This window comes from Corynebacterium sp. (assembly GCF_022712195.1).
Taxonomy (GTDB): domain Bacteria; phylum Actinomycetota; class Actinomycetes; order Mycobacteriales; family Mycobacteriaceae; genus Corynebacterium.
Map to the genome: position 1 here is coordinate 1 of NZ_JALAGY010000058.1, position 18,231 is coordinate 18,231.

At 69.3% G+C, this 18,231-nt stretch carries 17 protein-coding genes and 3 tRNA genes; 10 read left to right on the forward strand and 10 right to left on the reverse strand.

Translation table 11 applies throughout. The annotated features are described in order from the left end of the window. Positions 1-45 precede the first annotated feature (45 nt). The 5 genes from Q0A34_RS07055 to msrB all read left to right on the forward strand — a co-directional run bounded on the left by Q0A34_RS07055 (position 46) and on the right by msrB (position 2,273). Positions 46-121, forward strand: a tRNA-Gly gene (locus Q0A34_RS07055). Positions 122-166: 45 nt separating this feature from the next. After that, positions 167-238, forward strand: a tRNA-Val gene (locus tag Q0A34_RS07060). A gap of 39 nt (positions 239-277) precedes the next feature. Continuing rightward, positions 278-353 (forward strand) — tRNA-Gly (locus Q0A34_RS07065). Positions 354-477: 124 nt separating this feature from the next. Further along, positions 478-1,836, forward strand: coding sequence for a glycosyltransferase family 87 protein (locus tag Q0A34_RS07070; protein WP_291479295.1), 1,359 nt, complete (start codon positions 478-480; stop codon positions 1,834-1,836). Positions 1,837-1,841: 5 nt separating this feature from the next. Next, a complete protein-coding gene (gene msrB / locus Q0A34_RS07075; protein ID WP_291479296.1) occupies positions 1,842-2,273 on the forward strand; it encodes a peptide-methionine (R)-S-oxide reductase MsrB in 432 nt (143 codons plus the stop codon). Positions 2,274-2,276: 3 nt separating this feature from the next. Here the strand turns inward: msrB and hemQ are convergent, their stop codons facing one another. From hemQ to hemE, 3 genes are all read right to left on the reverse strand, one after another. Next, positions 2,277-2,996 (reverse strand): hydrogen peroxide-dependent heme synthase, encoded by a 720-nt coding sequence (hemQ, locus tag Q0A34_RS07080; protein WP_291479297.1) that lies wholly within the window; start codon positions 2,994-2,996, stop codon positions 2,277-2,279. 124 nt (positions 2,997-3,120) lie between these two features. After that, positions 3,121-4,545 carry a protoporphyrinogen oxidase gene (gene hemG / locus Q0A34_RS07085; protein WP_291479298.1) on the reverse strand — a complete coding sequence of 475 codons (1,425 nt, stop codon included), beginning with the start codon at positions 4,543-4,545 and terminating at the stop codon, positions 3,121-3,123. Continuing rightward, entirely contained in the window at positions 4,542-5,723 is a 1,182-nt protein-coding gene (gene hemE / locus Q0A34_RS07090; RefSeq protein WP_291479299.1) for a uroporphyrinogen decarboxylase, read from the reverse strand. The genes hemG and hemE overlap by 4 nt, the downstream gene beginning before the upstream one ends. A 90-nt stretch (positions 5,724-5,813) precedes the next feature. Here hemE and Q0A34_RS07095 point away from each other — a divergent pair, with 90 nt between their 5' ends. Both Q0A34_RS07095 and Q0A34_RS07100 read left to right on the forward strand, forming a co-directional pair. Then, complete coding sequence (locus Q0A34_RS07095; RefSeq protein WP_291479300.1) at positions 5,814-6,473, forward strand: DUF3000 domain-containing protein; 660 nt, start codon at positions 5,814-5,816, stop codon at positions 6,471-6,473. 10 nt (positions 6,474-6,483) lie between these two features. Further along, entirely contained in the window at positions 6,484-7,767 is a 1,284-nt protein-coding gene (locus Q0A34_RS07100) for a ribonuclease D (protein WP_291479301.1), read from the forward strand. Here Q0A34_RS07100 and dxs read toward each other — a convergent pair. The 5 genes from dxs to dut form a co-directional block, all read right to left on the reverse strand. Then, positions 7,760-9,688 carry a 1-deoxy-D-xylulose-5-phosphate synthase gene (gene dxs / locus Q0A34_RS07105; protein ID WP_291479302.1) on the reverse strand — a complete coding sequence of 643 codons (1,929 nt, stop codon included), beginning with the start codon at positions 9,686-9,688 and terminating at the stop codon, positions 7,760-7,762. The two genes, Q0A34_RS07100 and dxs, sit on opposite strands and share 8 nt — an antisense overlap. Positions 9,689-9,849: 161 nt before the next feature. Then, complete coding sequence (locus tag Q0A34_RS07110) at positions 9,850-11,178, reverse strand: TRAM domain-containing protein (RefSeq protein WP_291479303.1); 1,329 nt, start codon at positions 11,176-11,178, stop codon at positions 9,850-9,852. After that, the gene (locus Q0A34_RS07115) at positions 11,175-11,819 is read right to left on the reverse strand and encodes a DUF3159 domain-containing protein (RefSeq protein WP_291479349.1); all 645 of its coding nucleotides are present in this window, start codon (positions 11,817-11,819) and stop codon (positions 11,175-11,177) included. Before Q0A34_RS07115 ends, Q0A34_RS07110 begins: the two co-directional genes overlap by 4 nt. A gap of 17 nt (positions 11,820-11,836) precedes the next feature. Continuing rightward, the gene (locus Q0A34_RS07120) at positions 11,837-12,682 is read right to left on the reverse strand and encodes a DUF3710 domain-containing protein (protein WP_291479304.1); all 846 of its coding nucleotides are present in this window, start codon (positions 12,680-12,682) and stop codon (positions 11,837-11,839) included. 84 nt (positions 12,683-12,766) lie between these two features. Continuing rightward, positions 12,767-13,225, reverse strand: a complete 459-nt coding sequence (gene dut / locus Q0A34_RS07125; protein WP_291479305.1) for a dUTP diphosphatase — start codon at positions 13,223-13,225, stop codon at positions 12,767-12,769. Positions 13,226-13,321: 96 nt separating this feature from the next. Here dut and Q0A34_RS07130 point away from each other — a divergent pair, with 96 nt between their 5' ends. Then, positions 13,322-13,828, forward strand: coding sequence for a DUF3093 domain-containing protein (locus Q0A34_RS07130; protein WP_291479350.1), 507 nt, complete (start codon positions 13,322-13,324; stop codon positions 13,826-13,828). A 156-nt stretch (positions 13,829-13,984) separates the two neighbouring features. Here Q0A34_RS07130 and Q0A34_RS07135 read toward each other — a convergent pair whose 3' ends face one another. Both Q0A34_RS07135 and Q0A34_RS07140 read right to left on the reverse strand, forming a co-directional pair. Further along, on the reverse strand, positions 13,985-14,284 hold the full coding sequence (locus tag Q0A34_RS07135; RefSeq protein WP_291479306.1) for a DUF4193 domain-containing protein: 300 nt from the start codon (positions 14,282-14,284) through the stop codon (positions 13,985-13,987). Positions 14,285-14,602: 318 nt separating this feature from the next. Beyond that, positions 14,603-15,535 (reverse strand): inositol monophosphatase family protein, encoded by a 933-nt coding sequence (locus Q0A34_RS07140; protein ID WP_291479307.1) that lies wholly within the window; start codon positions 15,533-15,535, stop codon positions 14,603-14,605. Between the two features lie 81 nt (positions 15,536-15,616). Between Q0A34_RS07140 and ppgK the strand changes: the two genes are divergently transcribed. Together ppgK and Q0A34_RS07150 are read left to right on the forward strand one after the other, a co-directional pair. After that, positions 15,617-16,414 (forward strand): polyphosphate--glucose phosphotransferase, encoded by a 798-nt coding sequence (gene ppgK / locus Q0A34_RS07145; protein WP_291479308.1) that lies wholly within the window; start codon positions 15,617-15,619, stop codon positions 16,412-16,414. A 102-nt stretch (positions 16,415-16,516) separates the two neighbouring features. Continuing rightward, positions 16,517-18,157 (forward strand): RNA polymerase sigma factor, encoded by a 1,641-nt coding sequence (locus Q0A34_RS07150; RefSeq protein ID WP_291479309.1) that lies wholly within the window; start codon positions 16,517-16,519, stop codon positions 18,155-18,157. The last annotated feature ends 74 nt before the right edge of the window (positions 18,158-18,231 follow it).

The following is an 18,231-nucleotide window of genomic DNA, read 5'->3' on the forward strand; positions in this document are numbered from 1 at the left end:
CGAAACCTATAGAGTTCTGGGTCGCACCGGTACTACACGGTGCTTGCGGATGTAGCGCAGTTGGTAGCGCATAACCTTGCCAAGGTTAGGGTCGCGAGTTCGAGTCTCGTCATCCGCTCCACTCCCCCGGTGGCACCTTCACGGTGTCGTCGTGGTGTGAGTTCCCGCGCGTTTAGCTCAGCGGGAGAGCGCTTCCCTGACACGGAAGAGGTCACTGGTTCGATCCCAGTATCGCGCACGGACAGTCCCCCACGGGGCTGCTCAACAGCAGGACAATGCGGATGTAGCGCAGTTGGTAGCGCATAACCTTGCCAAGGTTAGGGTCGCGAGTTCGAGTCTCGTCATCCGCTCCACTCACGAAGGGCCCACCGACCACCGTCGGTGGGCCCTTCGCCGTGTCCGCACGCCCGCCCCGTCAGACGGGAGGGACGCGTGGCGGTCCACCGTTTCCGCCGGACAGTCACTAGAATTCGCACAGTGACTGCACAGATGACCCCGGGCGGTGCCACACCAGGCGCCACAGACACCGACAGCACCCGTACCGGCCGCTACGGCAGACTGTCCGGTTATCTCCGCACCCCCGCAGGCGCCCTCACCATGGCCGCCTGGCCACTGGCCTTCTTCACCATGCTCCACCGGATGTTCCTGCACCCGCAGAACAACCACCCCACCGACGACTTCACCACGGTCTGGAACGCCCTCCACCGGTTCCTCGACGGCGTGCCCGTCTACGACGAGAACTACAGTTTCGTCGACCCCCACTACCTCTACTCCCCCGGCGGAACACTCCTGCTCAGCCCACTGGCCCTGCTTCCGTCCTGGGACGCAGGCCGGATCCTGTTCATCTTCGCCAACGGGGCGGCGGTGTTCCTGGCCCTGGCCGTCCTGACGAAACTGGCCAGGCGTCCGCTCACCGGGCCCGTCCTCCCTGTCGCCGCCTTCCTTGTCTTCTCCACGGAGTCGGTGACCAACACCCTGCTGTTCTCCAACGTCAACGGCGTGCTTTTGCTCGTCGAAGTCGTCTTCCTCTGGCTGCTGCTCGTCGGGTCCGGCGACGTCTCCTGGCGGTTCGGGGCGGGGACGGGCACCCGCAGTACCGCAGCGGCCGTGCTCGCCGGCATCGCGGTCGGCCTGGCGGTCACCGTCAAACCCCAGTTCGCCGTCCTGCTGTTCCTCCCGCTGGTGAAGCGGCAGTGGACGGCGCTGGCCTCCGCCGTCGCCGTCCCGGTGGTGTTCAACCTCGCCGCCTGGCCACTGATGAACCAGCCCGCCGACTACTTCGACAAGCTGATGCCCTACCTCAGCGAGGTACGCGACTACGCGAACTCCTCGATCTCCGGTGTGGGGGTCTACTTCGGGATGGGCGACTGGTTCATCCTGACCCTGCGGGGCCTCAGCGCGCTCGCCGTCGCCGTCGCCGTTCTCGGACTGCTGCGGTGGCGGAACTCCGACCCGCTGATGTGGGCGTCGACCACCACCGGCATCCTGATGACCGGGGTATTCCTGGTCAGTTCACTCGGCCAGATGTACTACTCCATGATGCTGCTGCCGATGATCTTCACGGTCTTCTGCCGGCTGTCGGTGATGCACAACCCGGTCACCTGGATCGGCGTCTACTGGTGCATGTCCGGCGACTCCTGGAACTCCGACCGGTGGGAGTGGCCGGGGCGTATCGTCGAGTACACCCGCGGGACCGTCGGCTGGGGACTGATCGTCCTCACGGCGGCGACGACAGTGGTCGTCTGGCTCGTCACCGACTGGCGACGGCAGCACCGCGGGGGTGCCGTCACGGCGGCACAAGAGACAACCGAGGAACACCAACGGGAACAGAGGTAACCGCGATGACCGAGAACCGGCCCGACGTCCGTCCGCTCGAGGACTTCTCCGCACTCACCGACGACCAGTGGCGTGAACGCCTGTCGCCGGAGGAGTTCCAGGTCCTGCGGAACTCCGCCACGGAGCGGCCCTACACCAGTGAGTACACCGACTCCGAGGCCGAAGGCGTCTACCTGTGCCGCGGCTGCGGTACAGAGCTCTTCCGCTCCACCGAGAAGTTCCACTCCCACTGCGGCTGGCCGTCCTTCTTCGACCCCGCGGACTCCGACGCGGTCGAGACACGGGTGGACGACTCACTGGGCACCAGGCGGACCGAGGTCGTCTGCGCCACCTGTGGCGGCCACCTCGGCCACGTCTTCGAGGGCGAGGGGTACGACACCCCCACCGACCTGCGTTACTGCATCAACGGGATCGCCCTGCGGCTCAGGGAAGACTGACCGTCAGGGCAGTTCGGCGATGAAGGCGGAGAGCTCGGCGGCGTCCCCGTTGACCCGGCGCCCGGTGAAGAAGGGCACCTCCTCGCGGACGTGCCGTCGGGCCTCGGTGTAGCGCATCTTGTACATAAGGTCGACGATGCGGTCCAACGTCGGGCTCTCGAAGGCGAGGATCCACTCGTAGTCGCCCAGGGCGAAGGCCGGGACCGTGTTCGCCCGCACCTCGTCGAAGCCACGCGCAGCCATGCCGTGCTCGGCGAGGATCGTCCGACGCTCCTTGTCGGGCAGGAGGTACCACTCGTAGGAGCGCACGAACGGGTACACCGCGACCCAGTCGCCGGGATCCTCCCCCATGATGAACGACGGCAGGTGTGACTTGTTGAACTCGGCGGGTCGGTGCAGGGCGGAGTTCGACCAGTAGCCGTCGCAGCACCGGCCCACCGTGGTCTCTCGGAGGAATCGGCGGTAGGCCCGCTGCAGGTCCTCGAACTTCTCCGCGTGCCACCAGATCATGATGTCCGCTTCCGCACGCTGCCCGGTGAGGTCGTAGACGCCCCGGACGGTGAGCTCCTCGTCGTCGAAGGACGCGAGGAACGCCTCCAGGTCCGCGGCGGCGGCCGCCCGGGCCTCCCCGTCGTCCGGCAGCTCACCGTTGCGGACGGTGAACACCGACCACATCGTGTACTGCAGTTTCTCGTTGAGCTCCCTGAAATCGAGCTTCGCCATGCTGTCCGTCCACCTGTCCTTGTCCGTCGACCTGTCTGAATGTCTCCCCGCCGATCTTAGCCACTGAGGGCCGCTGGCCTCCGGCGGGCGGGAACGCCGGGGCCCGGGTTGCTGTCAGAGCTCGTCAAAGCTCGTCCGCGATCTTGCGGGCCGCCGACCGACCGCTCTCCGCGCACGCCGGCACTCCCACGCCCCGCAGGTAGGCACCTGCCACCGCGATCCGCGGAACCTCGCCCACCGCCGCCTCGGCGACTCCCATGAGCTCGGTGTGGCCCACCCCGTAGACGGGGAGGCCACCCCACCACCGCTGCACGAAAGTCTCGCTGGGCCGACGGGTGACTCCGGTGACCTGCGCCAGGTCCTCGACGGCGTAGTCCACCAGAGTCTCGTCGTCGGCGTCGAGGAGTCCGGGGTCCCGGTACGTTCCGAAACTGGCGCGCACGAAGCCGCCGCCTGCGCCGAGATGCTCACCCAGGTGCGGCCACTTACGGGAGGAGAAGGTGAAGGCCTTGGCGTGCGTGGGCCCGTCCTCGCCGATGAGGATGCCCGAGCGTTCCGGCAGCCCCACGGGGCCGTCCGTGCCGGAGTAGCTCATGCCGACCACCACCGAGCTGGCCAGCTCGACACCTCCGAGGATGTCCGCCGCATCGGGGACGAGGTCCTCGAGCAGCACAGAGGCGGTCGGAGCAGGAGTGGCCACGACCACGGCGTCCACCGTGCCGACCGGCTCCAGGTAGATCCGGCCGTTGAGCCGTCCGATCTCCTCCACCTGGGTGTCGACGTGGATGTCCGCACCCGACAGCTCCACCAGACGGGTGATCAGCGTGCGGTAGCCCGAGGCCAGTGAGTTGAACGCCGGTCCGGCGGCCTCACCGGAGGCGGCCGCCCGCAACGCCCGTGCCTCGGCGACGGCCGTGGACAGGTGGACGTCCTCTCCCCTGGCGGCCAGGTCGTCCATCGCCTCCGCGACCGCCGGGACGGTCGCCCGGAGACCGAGGTCGTCCGCCGAGCAGGAGTACACCCCGCCCAGCATCGGCGACACCAGCCGCTCGACGACCTCGTCACAGTACCGTCGACGAACCAGCTCGCCGACGTTCACGTCGTCGCCGACCACCCACGGCAGGGGGGCTCCCTCGCGTTCGGCGTCCACCGCCCGCCGTCCACGGTCACTGAGCACCCCGGCGACGTCCTCGCCGGTGGCCGGGATCCCCATGACGGTGGCCGGCGGAATGTCGACGAGCTCGCCGTCGACCAGGAACGCACTCGGGGCGCCCGAGGGTGTGCGCAGCTCATCGCCGAGACCGAGGTCCCCGACAAGCTGCGCCATCCCGGTGTGTCGGGTCAGGAAAGCCTCGGCCCCCATGTCCACCGGACCGGTGGCGAAGTCCACGGTCTTGAGCTTGCCTCCCAACCTGCCGTACGCCTCGAGGACGAGGATCTGCGCCCCGGGACCGAGCCGACGCCGCAGTTCCCAGGCGGCGAACATGCCCGACACGCCGCCGCCGATCACGGCGACGCGTGGTCCGGTGGTCTGCCCGGTGTCCGTCACTGTCCGTGCACCTCCGCGAATGCCCTGGTGATCGCGTCCGGGTCGGTCTCGGGGAGGACACCGTGCCCGAGGTTGAAGATGTGCCCGACGGCGTCACCGGCGGCCACGGCCCGGTCGGCCTCCCCGCAGACCCGCGCGACCTGCTCGCTGATGACGTCCGGCCCGGCCAGGAGGATCGCCGGGTCCAGGTTGCCCTGGATCGCCCGGACACACCGTCCGGCCGGCACCCGCTGGTCCCCGGCTGCGTGGGCGTCGGTCAGGGAGGCGGTGACACGCCGGGCCGCGACGTCCAACGGGGTCTTCCAGTCCACACCGATGACGTCCGGGCCCACCGCGGCCATCTCACCGAGCAGCTCCCCGGTGTTCACACCGAAGTGGGTCACCGGGACCCCGTAGGGTCGTACCGCGTCGATGATCCGGCGCGAGTACGGTGCGACGAACTCCCGGTAGTCACGCAGACTGAGGAATCCGGCCCAGGAGTCGAAGAGCTGGACGGCGTCCGCCCCCGCCTCGATCTGCACCTGCAGGAACCGCACCACCGTGGGTGTCAGTTTCTCCATCAGGGCGTGCCACAGCTGCGGCTGCGAGTACATCATCGCCTTGGTCACACCGTGGTTCTTCGACGGGCCCCCCTCGATCAGGTAGGACGCCAGGGTGAACGGCGCCCCGGCGAAGCCGATGAGCACCTGGTCGTCGCGCAGTTCCCCGAGGATCCCGGCGATCCCCTCCACGACGGCACCGAGCTGGGACGGATCGACGACGGGCAGGGCGTCCACGGCCTCGGCCGTACGCACCGGCGACTCCAGCACGGGCCCACGTCCGGCGACGATGTCGACGCCCACCCCGGCGGCCTTCAGCGGCACGACGATGTCGGAGAAGAGGATGGCGGCGTCCGCGTCATGGCGGCGCACCGGCTGCAGGGTGATCTCCGCGAGCAGGTCCGGGCGGAAACAGGAGTCGAGCATCCCGACGTCCCTGCGGATCTCGCGGTACTCGGGCAGCGACCGGCCGGCCTGACGCATCATCCACACCGGACGACGGGAGGGGGTGTCGCCCCGCACCGCCGCCAGCAGGGGGGCGTCGGAGGAGGCGCGACGGGCGGATCGTGCCGCGACGACCGCCTCTTCAGTCGGACGGAGATCGGCGGTGCCGACCGGGGACGGATTCTGGTCAACCATGTCTCCAGATTATGCCAGTCCGACGGTGAAGTGGAGCAGCGACGGCGCGCCTGCACCACATGCCGGCGACCGACGGTTATGTTGACCCCTGTGAGCGTTGATTCAGAGACGACAGGTACACCGGGTCCGGCTGCGACGGCCGACGGCACGGCGGCTGTTCCCGGCCCGTTCCGGGAGGCGGTCACCTCCATGCACGCTGCACCGGTCCGCAGCGGCATCACCGTGACCGACATCCGTCCGCCACGGAAACTCGCCCCCTACAGCCATGCGATCGGCCTGGAGGTCGACCGATTACAGGGCGGAGCCGCCACCCCCGGGGTTGTCGGGCACGACGGTGGGGAAGCCGCCGTGCCCACAGACTCCGACGGAGACGCCTTCGGCAGGCTCATCCTCCTCCACGACCCCCGCGGCGCCGAGGGGCCGGGGATGATGAAGCTGGTCGCCTACATCCAGGCCGACCTCGACTCCGCGGTCGCCGAGGACCCCCTGCTCCCCGAGGTCGCCTGGGACTGGCTGACCGAGGGGTTGGCGGGGAACTCCTTCAGCGACCTCGGGGGCACCGTCACCGCCACGGCCTCCAGCAGGTTCGGTGACATCGGCGGACCGGCCAACGCCTTCCAGCTGGAGATGCGGGCGTCCTGGACCGCCGACGACGTCGACCTCGCCGGACACGTCACCGCCTTCTCCAAGGTGCTGGCCAATGTCGCCGGTCTTCCTCCCGAAGGAGTGACCTCCCTCCGCAGTCGGTAAGGTGACTGCTGTGGCTGAACACCTCTCCTCCCCCCGCGGCGGCGTGCCCGCCCTGTCCGACACCACGGCGTCGGTCCGGGCCGTCACCGAGTCGCTCTCCCGCGGGCGCGGCCCCGTCGCCGTCGACACGGAGCGCGCGTCAGGCTTCCGCTTCAACGACCGTGCCTTCCTGGTGCAACTGCGCCGGGAAGGCGCGGGCACTCACCTGGTGGACCCCGCCGCGGTACCGGAGGCCGGGGAGATCCTGGCACCCCTGATGGACGGGACCCCGTGGATCCTGCACGCCGCACACAGTGACCTGCCCGCACTGACGTCGCTGGGCTGGACCACCCCTGAACTCCACGACACCCAGATCGCCGGGCGGCTGCTCGGCTACGGCCAGATCGGCCTGGCCGGCATGCTGGAGGAGTTCCTCGGGGTGACGGTGGCCAAGGACAAGGGGCGCGAGGACTGGTCGGCCCGGCCCATCCCGGACGCCATGCTGTCCTATGCCGCGCTGGACGTGGAACTGCTCATCGAGCTGCGTGACGTCACCCTGTCGCGGCTCGAGGCCCTCGGCCGCGGTGACTGGTACCGCCAGGAGTGCGAGCACGTCCGCGCCGCCTGGTCCTTCCCCGTTCCGGAGCCCGACTGGCGTCGACTCCGGGGCATCGGCCATGTCCGGGACCCCCGGGGGCTGGAGGTCGTGCGCCGGCTCGTCGCCGCCCGGACCTCCGTGGCCCGTGCCAGGGACGTGCCGCCGGAGCATGTGCTGCGCAGCTCGTCGATCCTCGACCTCGCCCAGCAGCCCGGTCAGGCGGACCGGCGACTCGGCCGGGAGGTCTCCGGGGCGTCCCGCCTGGCCCGCTCGTCGCGGGGCAAGGCCGTGGCACGCGAACTGACCACAGTACTCTCCACGGCGGTTCGCGAAGCTGTGACGGCGGACGCGTCGACCCTGCCCGACCGCCCGAGGACCTCGGGGGGCCGGCCCGACCACCGCACCTGGGAACGTGACCACCCGGTCGCCCACCGCCTGTCGGAGGGGTTCCGTGCATCGCTGTCCGGCGTCTCCACCCGGACCGGGATCCGTGCCGAGGACCTTCTGACGGTGCGGGGCCTGCGCGCGGTGGCGTGGGACGTCTCCTGCGCGTTGCACGGCCCCTCGGCAGACTCTGTCGCTGATCCCGTCAGCAGGCTGGAGGAGATGCTGGGCAGCGCCCTCGAGGCGACCGGCTGCCGACGGTGGCAGTGCGACCTGCTCATCGACGCGTTCCTGCCCGTCCTCGCGGACGAGCCGGGCGCCCCCGTCAGCTGAGGTCGGACGCCCCGCTACGCCGGCGGACCTCGAGTGCTGCCCACCGCCGGACCCGCTCTACCACGGAGTCGGTGTCCAGTCCCAGCTCAGCGAGCACCTCGTTGCGTGAACCGTGGGCAAGGAAGCGCTGGTCGATGCCGAGGTAACGCACCGGTGTGGAGACCGCGGCCTCCGACGCGGCACGGGCGAGCATCTGGCCCGCCCCGCCGTGGACGCCGTTGTCCTCGACAGTGACCACCAGGTCGGCCTCCCTGACACGGTCGACGACCGAGGGCGCCACCGGGGTGACCCACACCGGGTCGATCACGCTCACCTCGTGGCCGTCAGCCGCGAGTGCCCCAGCGGCGGCCAGCGACTGTGCGGTCAGCGGGCCGTAGTTGACCACCAGGACCCGCAGCGTGTCGGCGGAGGGGACGACCTGCTCCTGCGGGGAGACCAGTACGTCGTAGTCCGCACAGGATTCCACGGCCGGCACGTCCGGCGGGACCGCCCCCTTGGAGAACCTGACCACCGACGGGCCGTCCGACACCGCGACGCACCGGTCCAGGGCCTCGACGAGGCGCGTCCCGTCACGCGGGGCGGCGACCCGGATCCCCGGCACGACACCGGTGATCGACAGGTCCCACATCCCGTTGTGGCTTGCGCCGTCGGAGCCGGTGACACCGGCACGGTCCAGGACGAAGGTCACCGGCATGTGCAGCAGCGCCACGTCCATCAGCATCTGGTCGAAGGCCCGGTTGAGGAAAGTCGAGTACACGGCGACGACCGGGTGCAGGCCACCGAGGGCGAGACCCGCCGCAGAGGTCACCGCATGCTGTTCGGCGATGCCGACGTCGAATGTCCGCTCCGGGAACACCTCGGCGAACCGGGTGAGTCCGGTGGGCCCCGCCATCGCCGCGGTGATGGCGACGACGTCCTCCCGACGACGGCCGATCTCGATGAGCTCCTCGGCGAAGACGTCGGTCCAGCCGCGGGCGCTGACCTGCACCGCCCGGCCGGTCAGCGGGTCGATGACACCGGTGGAGTGCATCTGGTCGGCTTCGTCGTTCTCCGCCGGGGCGTAGCCGTTGCCCTTCTTGGTGACGATGTGCACGATGATCGGACCACCGTAGTCCCGGGCGTAGGTCAGGGCCGCCTCCACGGCACGGATGTCGTGGCCGTCGACCGGCCCCACGTACTTCAGGCCGAGGTTGCTGAACAGCTCCTGCGGGATGACCGCATGCTTGACCCCCTCCTTGAAACTGTGCAGCAGCTTGAAGGCGTGCTCTCCGACGGCGCCGAGGCGGCCCAGCGAGTTCTTCCCCTGCTCCATGACCTTGTCGTAGGCCGGCTGCATGCGCATCCCGGCCAGGGAGTGCGCCAGACCGCCGATGGTCGGTGAATACGACCTGCCGTTGTCGTTGACGATCACGGTCAAGGGGCGTTCCTTGCCTTCGGCTATGTTGTTCAAGGCCTCCCAGGCCATACCGCCGGTGAGCGCACCGTCACCGATGACGGCGGCGACCCTGCGTTCGCTCTGGCCGGTCAGCTCGAAGGCCTTGGCCAGCCCGTCGGCGTAGGACAACGAGGCCGACGCATGGGAGGACTCGGTCCAGTCGTGCGGGCTCTCCGCCCGGTCCGGGTAGCCTGACAGCCCGTCGCGCTGCCGCAGCGTGTCGAAGAGGTTCCGACGCCCGGTGAGGATCTTGTGGACGTAGGACTGGTGGCCGGTGTCGAAGATGATCGGGTCCACCGGCGAGTCGAACACCCGGTGGAGCGCGATCGTCAACTCGACGACGCCGAGGTTCGGGCCAAGGTGACCACCGGTCGCCGACACCTTCTCGATGAGGAACTCCCTGATCTCACCTGCCAGGGTTTCCAGTTGTCCTGGAGTCAGCGTCCGGAGGTCCGCCGGTGACGATATCTGTTCAAGAATCGACATGCCCGTTCTCTCTTCTCCGTCCCTGTCTTCCCCCGTACCGGCGCCCGTGGTGGGGAGACCGGTGCCGGGGTACGACAACCTACGCTTCGTTCTTGCCGCCTGAGTCACAGGCACTCCGTCTATCTTACGGTCCTTCACCGCGTTCACGTCATCGGACCTCATTACCGCGTGTGACCGAGGGGTTCCCCGTCGTCGTCGTCCCGCCGGACGTACCGGACGAGAACCTCGACGTGGTGGGTCAGCCCGAAGGCGTCGACGACAGTGGCCGAGTCCGGGTGGTAACCGTGCCGGGCGAAGGCCGCGGCGTCCCTGGCCGCGGTCGCCGGGTCACAGCCGATGTGCAGCACCGTCCCCGGACGGTGGCCTGCGACGGCCTCGACGACCTTCGCCCCGGCCCCGGTGCGCGGCGGGTCCAGCACGACCACCGACAGCGGCCCACTGCCTGGAGCCGCACCGCGCAGGCCGCCGGTGCTCTCGGCGACATCCCCGGTGACGAACCGGACGTCCCGGCCCGCCAGGCTCTCCCGTCCCGCAGCGGTGGCGGGGGACGCGATGTCCACGCAGTCCACCGCGATACCCGGTGCGGCGTCGGTCAGCGCGGCGGCGAACACGCCGGCACCGCCGTAGAGGTCCCAGGCCAGCCCATCTGCGGACGGGGTGTTCTCCCGGACCCACCCGGAATACATCTCCGCCGCCCCCTGATGCGCCTGCCAGAACGCCTCGACAGGCACCCGCCAGGACACCCCGGCGACGGTACGGACGACCTCACCGGTTCCACCGAGGACACGCCTGCGCACCGGGCGCCGGGCCTGGCCCGGTCCCCACTTTGCCGCCCGCCCTCTGCGTCTCCGGCCGGCACGGGGCACCGGCGGCACCTCCACGACGCCTCGGACGCCGTCGTCTCCCAGGGCAACACACACCTCGGCGCCCGGGGTCAGGTCATACCCCGCGAGTTCCTCCGACAGGCCCTCCGCGAGGCCCGGTGCCCACTGGGCACAGCCGTTTCCGTCCAGTGCGACAACCCCGGACCCGTTGCGTTCACGCAGGCCCGCGCGACCGGCGTCGTCGACACCGAGCCGGACCCGCGTGCGGTAGCCGGTGAACGGCTCCAACGACCGGCTCTCCGGTCCCGCACCGTCCCGGAGTGCCCCCAGATCGACCCGCCCGATGCGCTGGAACTGCTCGGTCACGACCTGCGTCTTGAACGCCAGTGAGCCGTCCCGGTCGACGTGGTCGAGGTCGCAGCACCCCGCCCCCGCCGCGGCGGCGGGACACCGCGCCGCCACCCGGTGCGGCGACGCCTCGGCGATCGCCGCCGGGTCGGTCACCGAGGCGGTGAGGAAGCGCCTGCCGGGCGAGGGCTCGTCGACACGGACGGGCACCCCCTTCTCGCCGGGCAGCGCACCACGGACGAACATCACCTGCCCGTCCACCCGTGCCACGCCGCTGCCACCGTGGGCCGGTCCGAGGATGTCGACGCGCCCGGTCATGCGGCCCGCTCAGAGGCGTTGGCCTTGCGGACCGCCCAGACCGTCACCAGCACCACCACGGCCGTCAACGGAAGTCCCATGATGATACGGGCCACTCCGAGTGCACCGACCGCGTCATCCTGGACGTAGAGCCACCGCTGGACGGCGAAACGCCCGAGGAAGACCACGGACCAGGCGAAGGTGGCGACGCTGTAGACCCGTACCGCGAGCCGGTTTCCCCGCCAGCGGTGCCCCGAACCGTTGACCCCGTGCCAGATCACCGCGACAAGTGGCCAGCGAACCACGATCGACACCAGGAAGACGACGCCGGCGGCCAGGGAGTACCAGATACCGTAGGCGAAGTAGCCCTTGGCGTCGCCGAGCAGCCAGGCGATCACCGCGCAGATCCCGACCCCCAAAAGTCCGGAGACCGCGGGCATCAGGGTCTCCTTGCGTGCGAGGCGCCACAGGAAGACAAGCACCGACACCGCCACCGCGGCGACAAGCGCGGGCGCCAGCCCCCACCTGGAGTTCACCGGTACCAGCACCAGCACAGGAAGCACCGAGGCGACGAGCCCCGACAGCCCACCGAGCTGCTCCAGCACAGTCGGCGTGGCGGCCTGGTCGGCCCCGGCGGTGTTCTCCGGACCGGCCGGCTCCACGGAGCGCACGTCGTCGGTCACTCGCCGTCCCCCGAATTCCCTGCCGGATTCCCCACCGGATTCCCCTGCTGGCTCTGCTGCTCCTTCTGCCGCTGCTCGACGACCTTCCGCAGCTCCTCGGCCATCGCGGCCGGGATGGTGACCGGGAGCGACTGGCCCGCCGGCAGCGGTTCGTCGCCACGGTAGACGAAGGTCCGGGAGATGACCTCGTAGGCCAGTTCGGCGAGCTGGTCGGCCTTGTCGGCCGGGCCCGCCAAGGTCATCCTCAGCATCCACCGGGGCCCGTCGACCCCCACCACGCGCATGGTTCCGGCCTTCATCGTGCCGATGATCTCGGTGCCCCAGAGACTCTCCCCCAGCCGAACCTCGAGTCCGTCCGCGGTCATCCCCTTGGTGACCTCGGGGATGTTCTCCTCCCACTGACGCCCGGACCGCGGAGCCGCGAGCGCCACCGGGGTCAGGCGGCCGTACGGGGTGAGGATGTGAATCATCTGCGGGCCCTTGGGGCCCATCTCCACCTGCACCTCACCGTTGTGCGGCACCGGCACCCGCAGTGAGCCGAGGTCCAGTCCGCTCTTGGCGAAGTCCGAGTAGTCGAAGGTGGTGTAGTCCACGCTGTCCCCGTCGAAGGGACCGAAGTCCCCGTTCACCGGGTCGTAGACCGGCTGCGGCGCCCGATCACGGTCCGACGCCTCCGGAGCGCCGGAGGCGTCCCGCGCATCCGTCTCCGCCGGGGTGGCCGGGGGTGCCGACGCGTCACCGGTGCTGCTGTCGGTCGCGGCGTCCGGGCCGGGCGAGACGGACGGGCGGTTCTCACCGGTGCCGGCGTCGGCACCGCTGTTCTTCTTGCTGAAGGGCCACATGGGTCGGTTGCTCCTCGCTTATCGGGGTCGATCGGGGTCGGTCTCGGGGTAGGTCGGGGTGTCTCAGGCGTTGTCGGGGGCGGTTCAGACGCCGGTCGAGCCGTGACCACCGGCGCCCCGGGCCGTGCCGCCCAGTTCAGCGATGTCGGGCACCTCCTCCACCTCGCAGAGGGAGACCTCCTGCACCAGGAACTGGGCGATGCGATCACCACGGTTCACCGTCGCCGGGACCTCGGGGTCCAGGTTGATCAGACAGACCTTCACCTCGCCACGGTAGTCCGCGTCGACGGTCCCGGGGGCGTTCACGATGGAGACCCCCTTCTTCCATGCGAGCCCGCTGCGGGGGTGGACCAGTCCGACGGTGCCGTGCGGCAGCGCGACGGCGATGCCGGTGCCCACCAGTGCCCGTTGACCGGGCGCCAGGGTGACGTCTTCGGCGGAGTGCAGGTCAAGACCCGCGTCGCTGGGGTGGGCCCGCGTCGGCAACGGCAGGTCCGGGTCAAGTCGCACGATGCGCAACGGTGTGTGGAGACTGTCAGTCATGGTCACGGAGTCTACCGGCGGCTCCCGGTTACTGGCGGAAGCGCCCGCAGGTTAGACTAAGGGACCGTGAGTGAGCCCGAGGTGACAGGAGACGACGTGCCACAGGATTCCGGAGAGACCCGGTCCGGGGTGACCGGTCCGGGCGTGCTCTACCGCGAGCGTCAACGTGTCCCGATGTCCTGGTGGCTGATCGGACTGGGGCTGAGCACGCTGATCGGATTCCAGGGTCAGATGAGCCGGGAGTGGTACTGGGGGGTCGTCGTCGGGCTCCTCGTCCTGGGTGCTGTGGTCTGGGCGCTGATCCACCTGTCGAGCAACGAGCTCATCGTCGAGCGTGATGCCGACGGCGAGACCTGGCTGCGCGCCGGGGAAGCCTCCCTGCCGACGTCGGTCGTCAGCCGCAGTCTCCCCGTCCCGCCCACTGCCCGCAGCGCCGCGATGGGCAGGCAGCTCGACCCCGCCGCCTTCGTGTACCACCGCCCCTGGATCCCGTCCATGGCGATGCTGGTGCTCGACGACCCGGACGACCCCACCCCCTACTGGCTCGTGTCCACCCACGAACCCGAGCAGCTGCTCTCCGCTCTCGGCACCCCGCAGGTGTAGACGCACAGCCCCACAGACGCACCGAGGCACGGAGGCACCGACACACCACGGCCCCGGCGGGAACTCCCCTGGAGTTCCGGCCGGGGCCTCAGCGTACGACAGCGCAGGACGACATACGACGGCGCACGGCGGGGTGCCCTCACCTCCGCCGCCCGCTCACTCGCAGTCGACGCAGACGAGGTTTCCCTTGCCGTCGTCCTCGGCGATCCTGCTTCGGTGCTGCACCAGGAAACAGACGGAGCAGGTGAACTCGTCGTTCTGACGGGGGATCACGGAGCCACTGAGTTCCTCGCCGGAAAGGTCGGCCATCGGCACGTCGATGGGTTCGACGATGTCTCCGTCGTCGGTGTCATCGACGACGGGCTCAGCCTTCTCCGCGGCCTTCAGCCCCTCGAGCGAATCAGTCTCGATCTCGTCTTCGGGGCGGGTGCGGGGGGAATCGTAGTCAGTCGCCATGATGATGCTCCTTGGTTCCCTTATCCGGGCGGGGCGGGCCCGTTGACGAATAAGGCTGTGAAGTTAGATATGTGCAGGTGTGGTCACGTGTCAGCGAGAGCCGGGTCCCCTTCGAGTCACCGGAAACCCTCACCCAACGACCGTGGAACACCCTGGCCGTAACGAAGCGTCATCGGCGGATATTCCCGGCGTTTGACGCGCATAGTAAAGCAGCGGAGTTCCATTGTCACTTCGCTGTCCCACACACCTTCCCGGCCAGCCGGGCGACACTCCCCTGACCTGCTCGAAAAGCCCGTGGGACGGGTGCACCACAGAGGCTCAGAACGTGATGTCGAGCACCCTGCCGGCGAGGTCGTCGACGACACCCAGAGCCGAGGCGAGGATCCCCAGTCCGTCCCGGTGTCCGCGGTCCAGTGGCGGCATGAACACCACGGCCCCCGCCCGGGCCGCGATGAGACTTCCCGCCGCATGGTCCCACGCCCCCAGCCCGTGCTCGTAGTAGGCGTCGAGCTGCCCCACCGCCACGGAGCACAGGTCCAGCGCAGCCGAACCCGACCTGCGGATGTCGCGTACCGCGGGGAGCATCTCCACGAGCAGTTCCGCCTGGACACGTCGGCGGGAGGAGACATAGGAGAATCCGGTGCCCACCAGTGCCGACTCCAGCCGGTCCACGGTCCTGGGAAGGGCCCCGCGGGAGACCCGGTCCTCCCCCGCCACCGTCGTCACGAGGTCCCCGCCCGAGCACGCCGAATACACCGTGTCCCGTGCGATGTCAGCCACTGCACCTGCCACGGGCACCCCGCCGACACAGGCCGCGACACTGACCGCGCTGGCGGGGATCCCGTAGACGAGGTTGACTGTCCCGTCGACCGGGTCGACGACCCAGGTCACCCCCTGCTCCGCGAGAGCGCCGCCGTCCTCCTCCCCCAGGATCGCGTCGGGGCCGCATTCACCTCCGGTCAGTTCACGGAGACGCCGACGGATGAGACTCTCGCTGGACCGGTCGATGGCAGTCACCGGGTCGACGTCGGAGAGTTTGGTGTCCTCGACGCCGAGTCGCCCTGACCCGCCGACGGCCTGAGCCCGTTCCCGGCGGACGTGCTCGGCGGCCTCGGTGGCGACCGTGAGCGCGACCTCCCGGAGGTCCTCCGGGGAGCGGCCCGACAGATCCGCGAGGGGAGCCGCCGGGTCGGCATCGGTGGTCTCACGGTCGAGTCGGATCAACGGTGCAGGAACGGTAGCGGAAGCCATGTCCCACATTCTGCCACCGCCGGGCCTGACCCGCGGCGCGTGCCCACGGCATACCTGGCGACTCGGGTACCATCCGGTGGCATGAAATCGACGGACAGGGAAAGCGGGACAGGAACGGCCGGCACGGCGTTCGGGGTGGACATCGGGGGCAGCGGCATCAAGGGCGCTCTCGTCGACCTGGAGACCGGGGAGTTCATCGGCGACCGCATAAGGATCGACACACCACGCCCGGCGACCCCGGCGGCAGTCGCCGACGTCGTCGCCGGACTACTCGACGAGGCCGGCTGGACGGGCCCCGTCGGGCTCACCGTACCCGCCGTCGTCCGAGACCAGGTGGCTGTCACCGCGGCGAACATCGACCCCGCCTGGATCGGCACCGACTGCCAACGTCTGTTCGGTGAGCGCCTCGCCGTCGACGGGCGACCCCGCCAGATCAGCGTGCTCAACGACGCCGACGCCGCCGGCATGGCCGAGGCCGCCTACGGTGACGTCGACACGCACCAGGGCACGGTACTTTTCCTGACCTTCGGCACCGGGATCGGTTCGGCGTTGCTCTACAACGGCGCCCTGTTCCCCAACACCGAGCTCGGGCACCTCCTCTTCCCCGCCATGGACGCCGAGAAGTGGGCCTCGTCGGCGGTGCGTGAACGCGAGGACCTGTCCTACCGGGAATGGGCGCGACGGGTGGACCGGGTGCTCCAGGAGTACGTGCGCATCCTCAACCCGTCGAAGATCATCGTCGGCGGCGGGATCTCCAAGAAGCACCACAAGTGGGTCCCGGAGCTCACCGTGGACGCCGAGGTCGTGCCGGCGTCACTGCTCAACCGGGCGGGGATCGTCGGGGCGGCGATCGCCGTACGTGACAACATGCGACCCTGATCGCTGAAATTCACTGCAACTGGGTTATAATTGGGGGTCGACTGTGCTCCTGACCAAGGACCACACACTGCAAGTCCCCTGACCCCGCAAGAAAGGTCTTTCGTGGCGGCCCACACCAGTTCCACCTCCGGTAACGACACCGAGGGCACCGACGTCCCCGGCACTTCGGCATCGTCGGCCGGTCGAAGGGTGGCCAAGAAGACCACCGCGAAGAAGGCCGTCCGCACGGCCACACGCAAGGCGGCGACCCCGGTGACTCCGGCGACGTCCTCCGCCCCCGCGTCAGCCGACTCCTCCGCCACCTCCACCGGGAGCACCGGCGAGGGAGACACGCCGAAGAAGACCGCGGCCCGGAAGGCGACCCGCAAGACAGCCGAGAAGTCCACGGCGAAGAAGACGGCAGCGAAGAAGACCGCGGCGAAGAAGACGGCGGCGAAGAAGGTCGCCGGACGCGCCGCCACTGCCGTCACCGACGAGAACGATCTCCAGACCACCTCCGAGCAGACCCGCCGTGAGGCCAAGGCCACCGGCGCGGACTCCGCCACCGACAGCGAGGAGGACGAGGACGCCGAGGGCTTCGACGACATCGACGACCTCGACGAGGATCTCGAGATCGACGACGACAACGTCGACGATGTCGACGATGTCAGCGACGGCGACTCGGACTCCGCGTCGCCTGCGGTGGTCACCCCCGCCGGGGCCGTCACTGACGGGGACGACGACGAGGACGAGGAGGACGCGTCCCAGGAGGCCGGGAACTTCGTCTGGGACGAGGACGAGTCCGCGGCCCTGCGTCAGGCCCGCAAGGACGCCGAGCTGACCGCCTCGGCGGACTCCGTGCGTGCCTACCTCAAGCAGATCGGTAAGGTCGCACTGCTCAACGCCGAGCAGGAGGTCTCCCTGGCCAAGCGCATCGAGGCCGGGCTCTACGCCCGCCACAAGATGGACGAGCTCAAGGAGAGCGGCGAGAAGATCTCCCCCATGCAGCGTCGTGACTTCCGGGAGATCGAGCGTGACGGCCGTAAGGCCAAGAACCACCTCCTCGAGGCCAACCTGCGTCTGGTGGTGTCCCTGGCGAAGCGATACACGGGCCGCGGCATGGCCTTCCTGGACCTCATCCAGGAGGGCAACCTCGGTCTGATCCGCGCCGTGGAGAAGTTCGACTACACCAAGGGCTACAAGTTCTCCACCTACGCCACCTGGTGGATCCGTCAGGCCATCACCCGCGCCATGGCCGACCAGGCACGCACCATCCGCATTCCGGTGCACATGGTCGAGGTCATCAACAAGCTGGGCCGTATCCAGCGTGAGCTGCTGCAGGACCTGGGTCGCGAACCCACCCCGGACGAGCTGGCCCGTGAGATGGACATCACCGTGGACAAGGTGCTGGAGATCCAGCAGTACGCCCGTGAGCCGATCTCCCTCGACCAGACCATCGGCGACGAAGGCGACAGCCAGCTCGGTGACTTCATCGAGGACTCCGAGGCCGTCATCGCGGTGGACGCGGTGAGCTTCACCCTGCTGCAGGACCAGCTCCAGGACGTGCTGCACACGTTGTCCGAGCGCGAGGCTGGCGTGGTGAAGCTGCGTTTCGGCCTCACCGACGGCATGCCCCGCACCCTGGACGAGATCGGCCAGGTCTACGGGGTCACCCGGGAGCGTATCCGCCAGATCGAGTCGAAGACGATGTCGAAGCTGCGCCACCCGTCCCGTTCACAGGTGCTGCGCGACTACCTCGACTAAGTACCTCGACGAGGTGCCGAACGTCGCGGGGCTCCGGCTTTGCCTGGCTTCGCCCGGCTTTGCCTGGCTTTGTC

Bases quoted from the DNA above. Each gene is read 5' to 3' on its own strand.
- Q0A34_RS07135 (WP_291479306.1), bottom strand. From the start codon at position 14,284: ATGGCGACTGACTACGATTCCCCCCGCACCCGCCCCGAAGACGAGATC.
- hemQ (WP_291479297.1), bottom strand. From the start codon at position 2,996: ATGGCGAAGCTCGATTTCAGGGAGCTCAACGAGAAACTGCAGTACACG.
- ppgK (WP_291479308.1), top strand. From the start codon at position 15,617: ATGAAATCGACGGACAGGGAAAGCGGGACAGGAACGGCCGGCACGGCG.
- dxs (WP_291479302.1), bottom strand. From the start codon at position 9,688: ATGTCGATTCTTGAACAGATATCGTCACCGGCGGACCTCCGGACGCTG.
- Q0A34_RS07110 (WP_291479303.1), bottom strand. From the start codon at position 11,178: ATGACCGGGCGCGTCGACATCCTCGGACCGGCCCACGGTGGCAGCGGC.
- hemE (WP_291479299.1), bottom strand. From the start codon at position 5,723: ATGGTTGACCAGAATCCGTCCCCGGTCGGCACCGCCGATCTCCGTCCG.
- Q0A34_RS07120 (WP_291479304.1), bottom strand. From the start codon at position 12,682: ATGTGGCCCTTCAGCAAGAAGAACAGCGGTGCCGACGCCGGCACCGGT.
- msrB (WP_291479296.1), top strand. From the start codon at position 1,842: ATGACCGAGAACCGGCCCGACGTCCGTCCGCTCGAGGACTTCTCCGCA.
- dut (WP_291479305.1), bottom strand. From the start codon at position 13,225: ATGACTGACAGTCTCCACACACCGTTGCGCATCGTGCGACTTGACCCG.
- Q0A34_RS07140 (WP_291479307.1), bottom strand. From the start codon at position 15,535: ATGGCTTCCGCTACCGTTCCTGCACCGTTGATCCGACTCGACCGTGAG.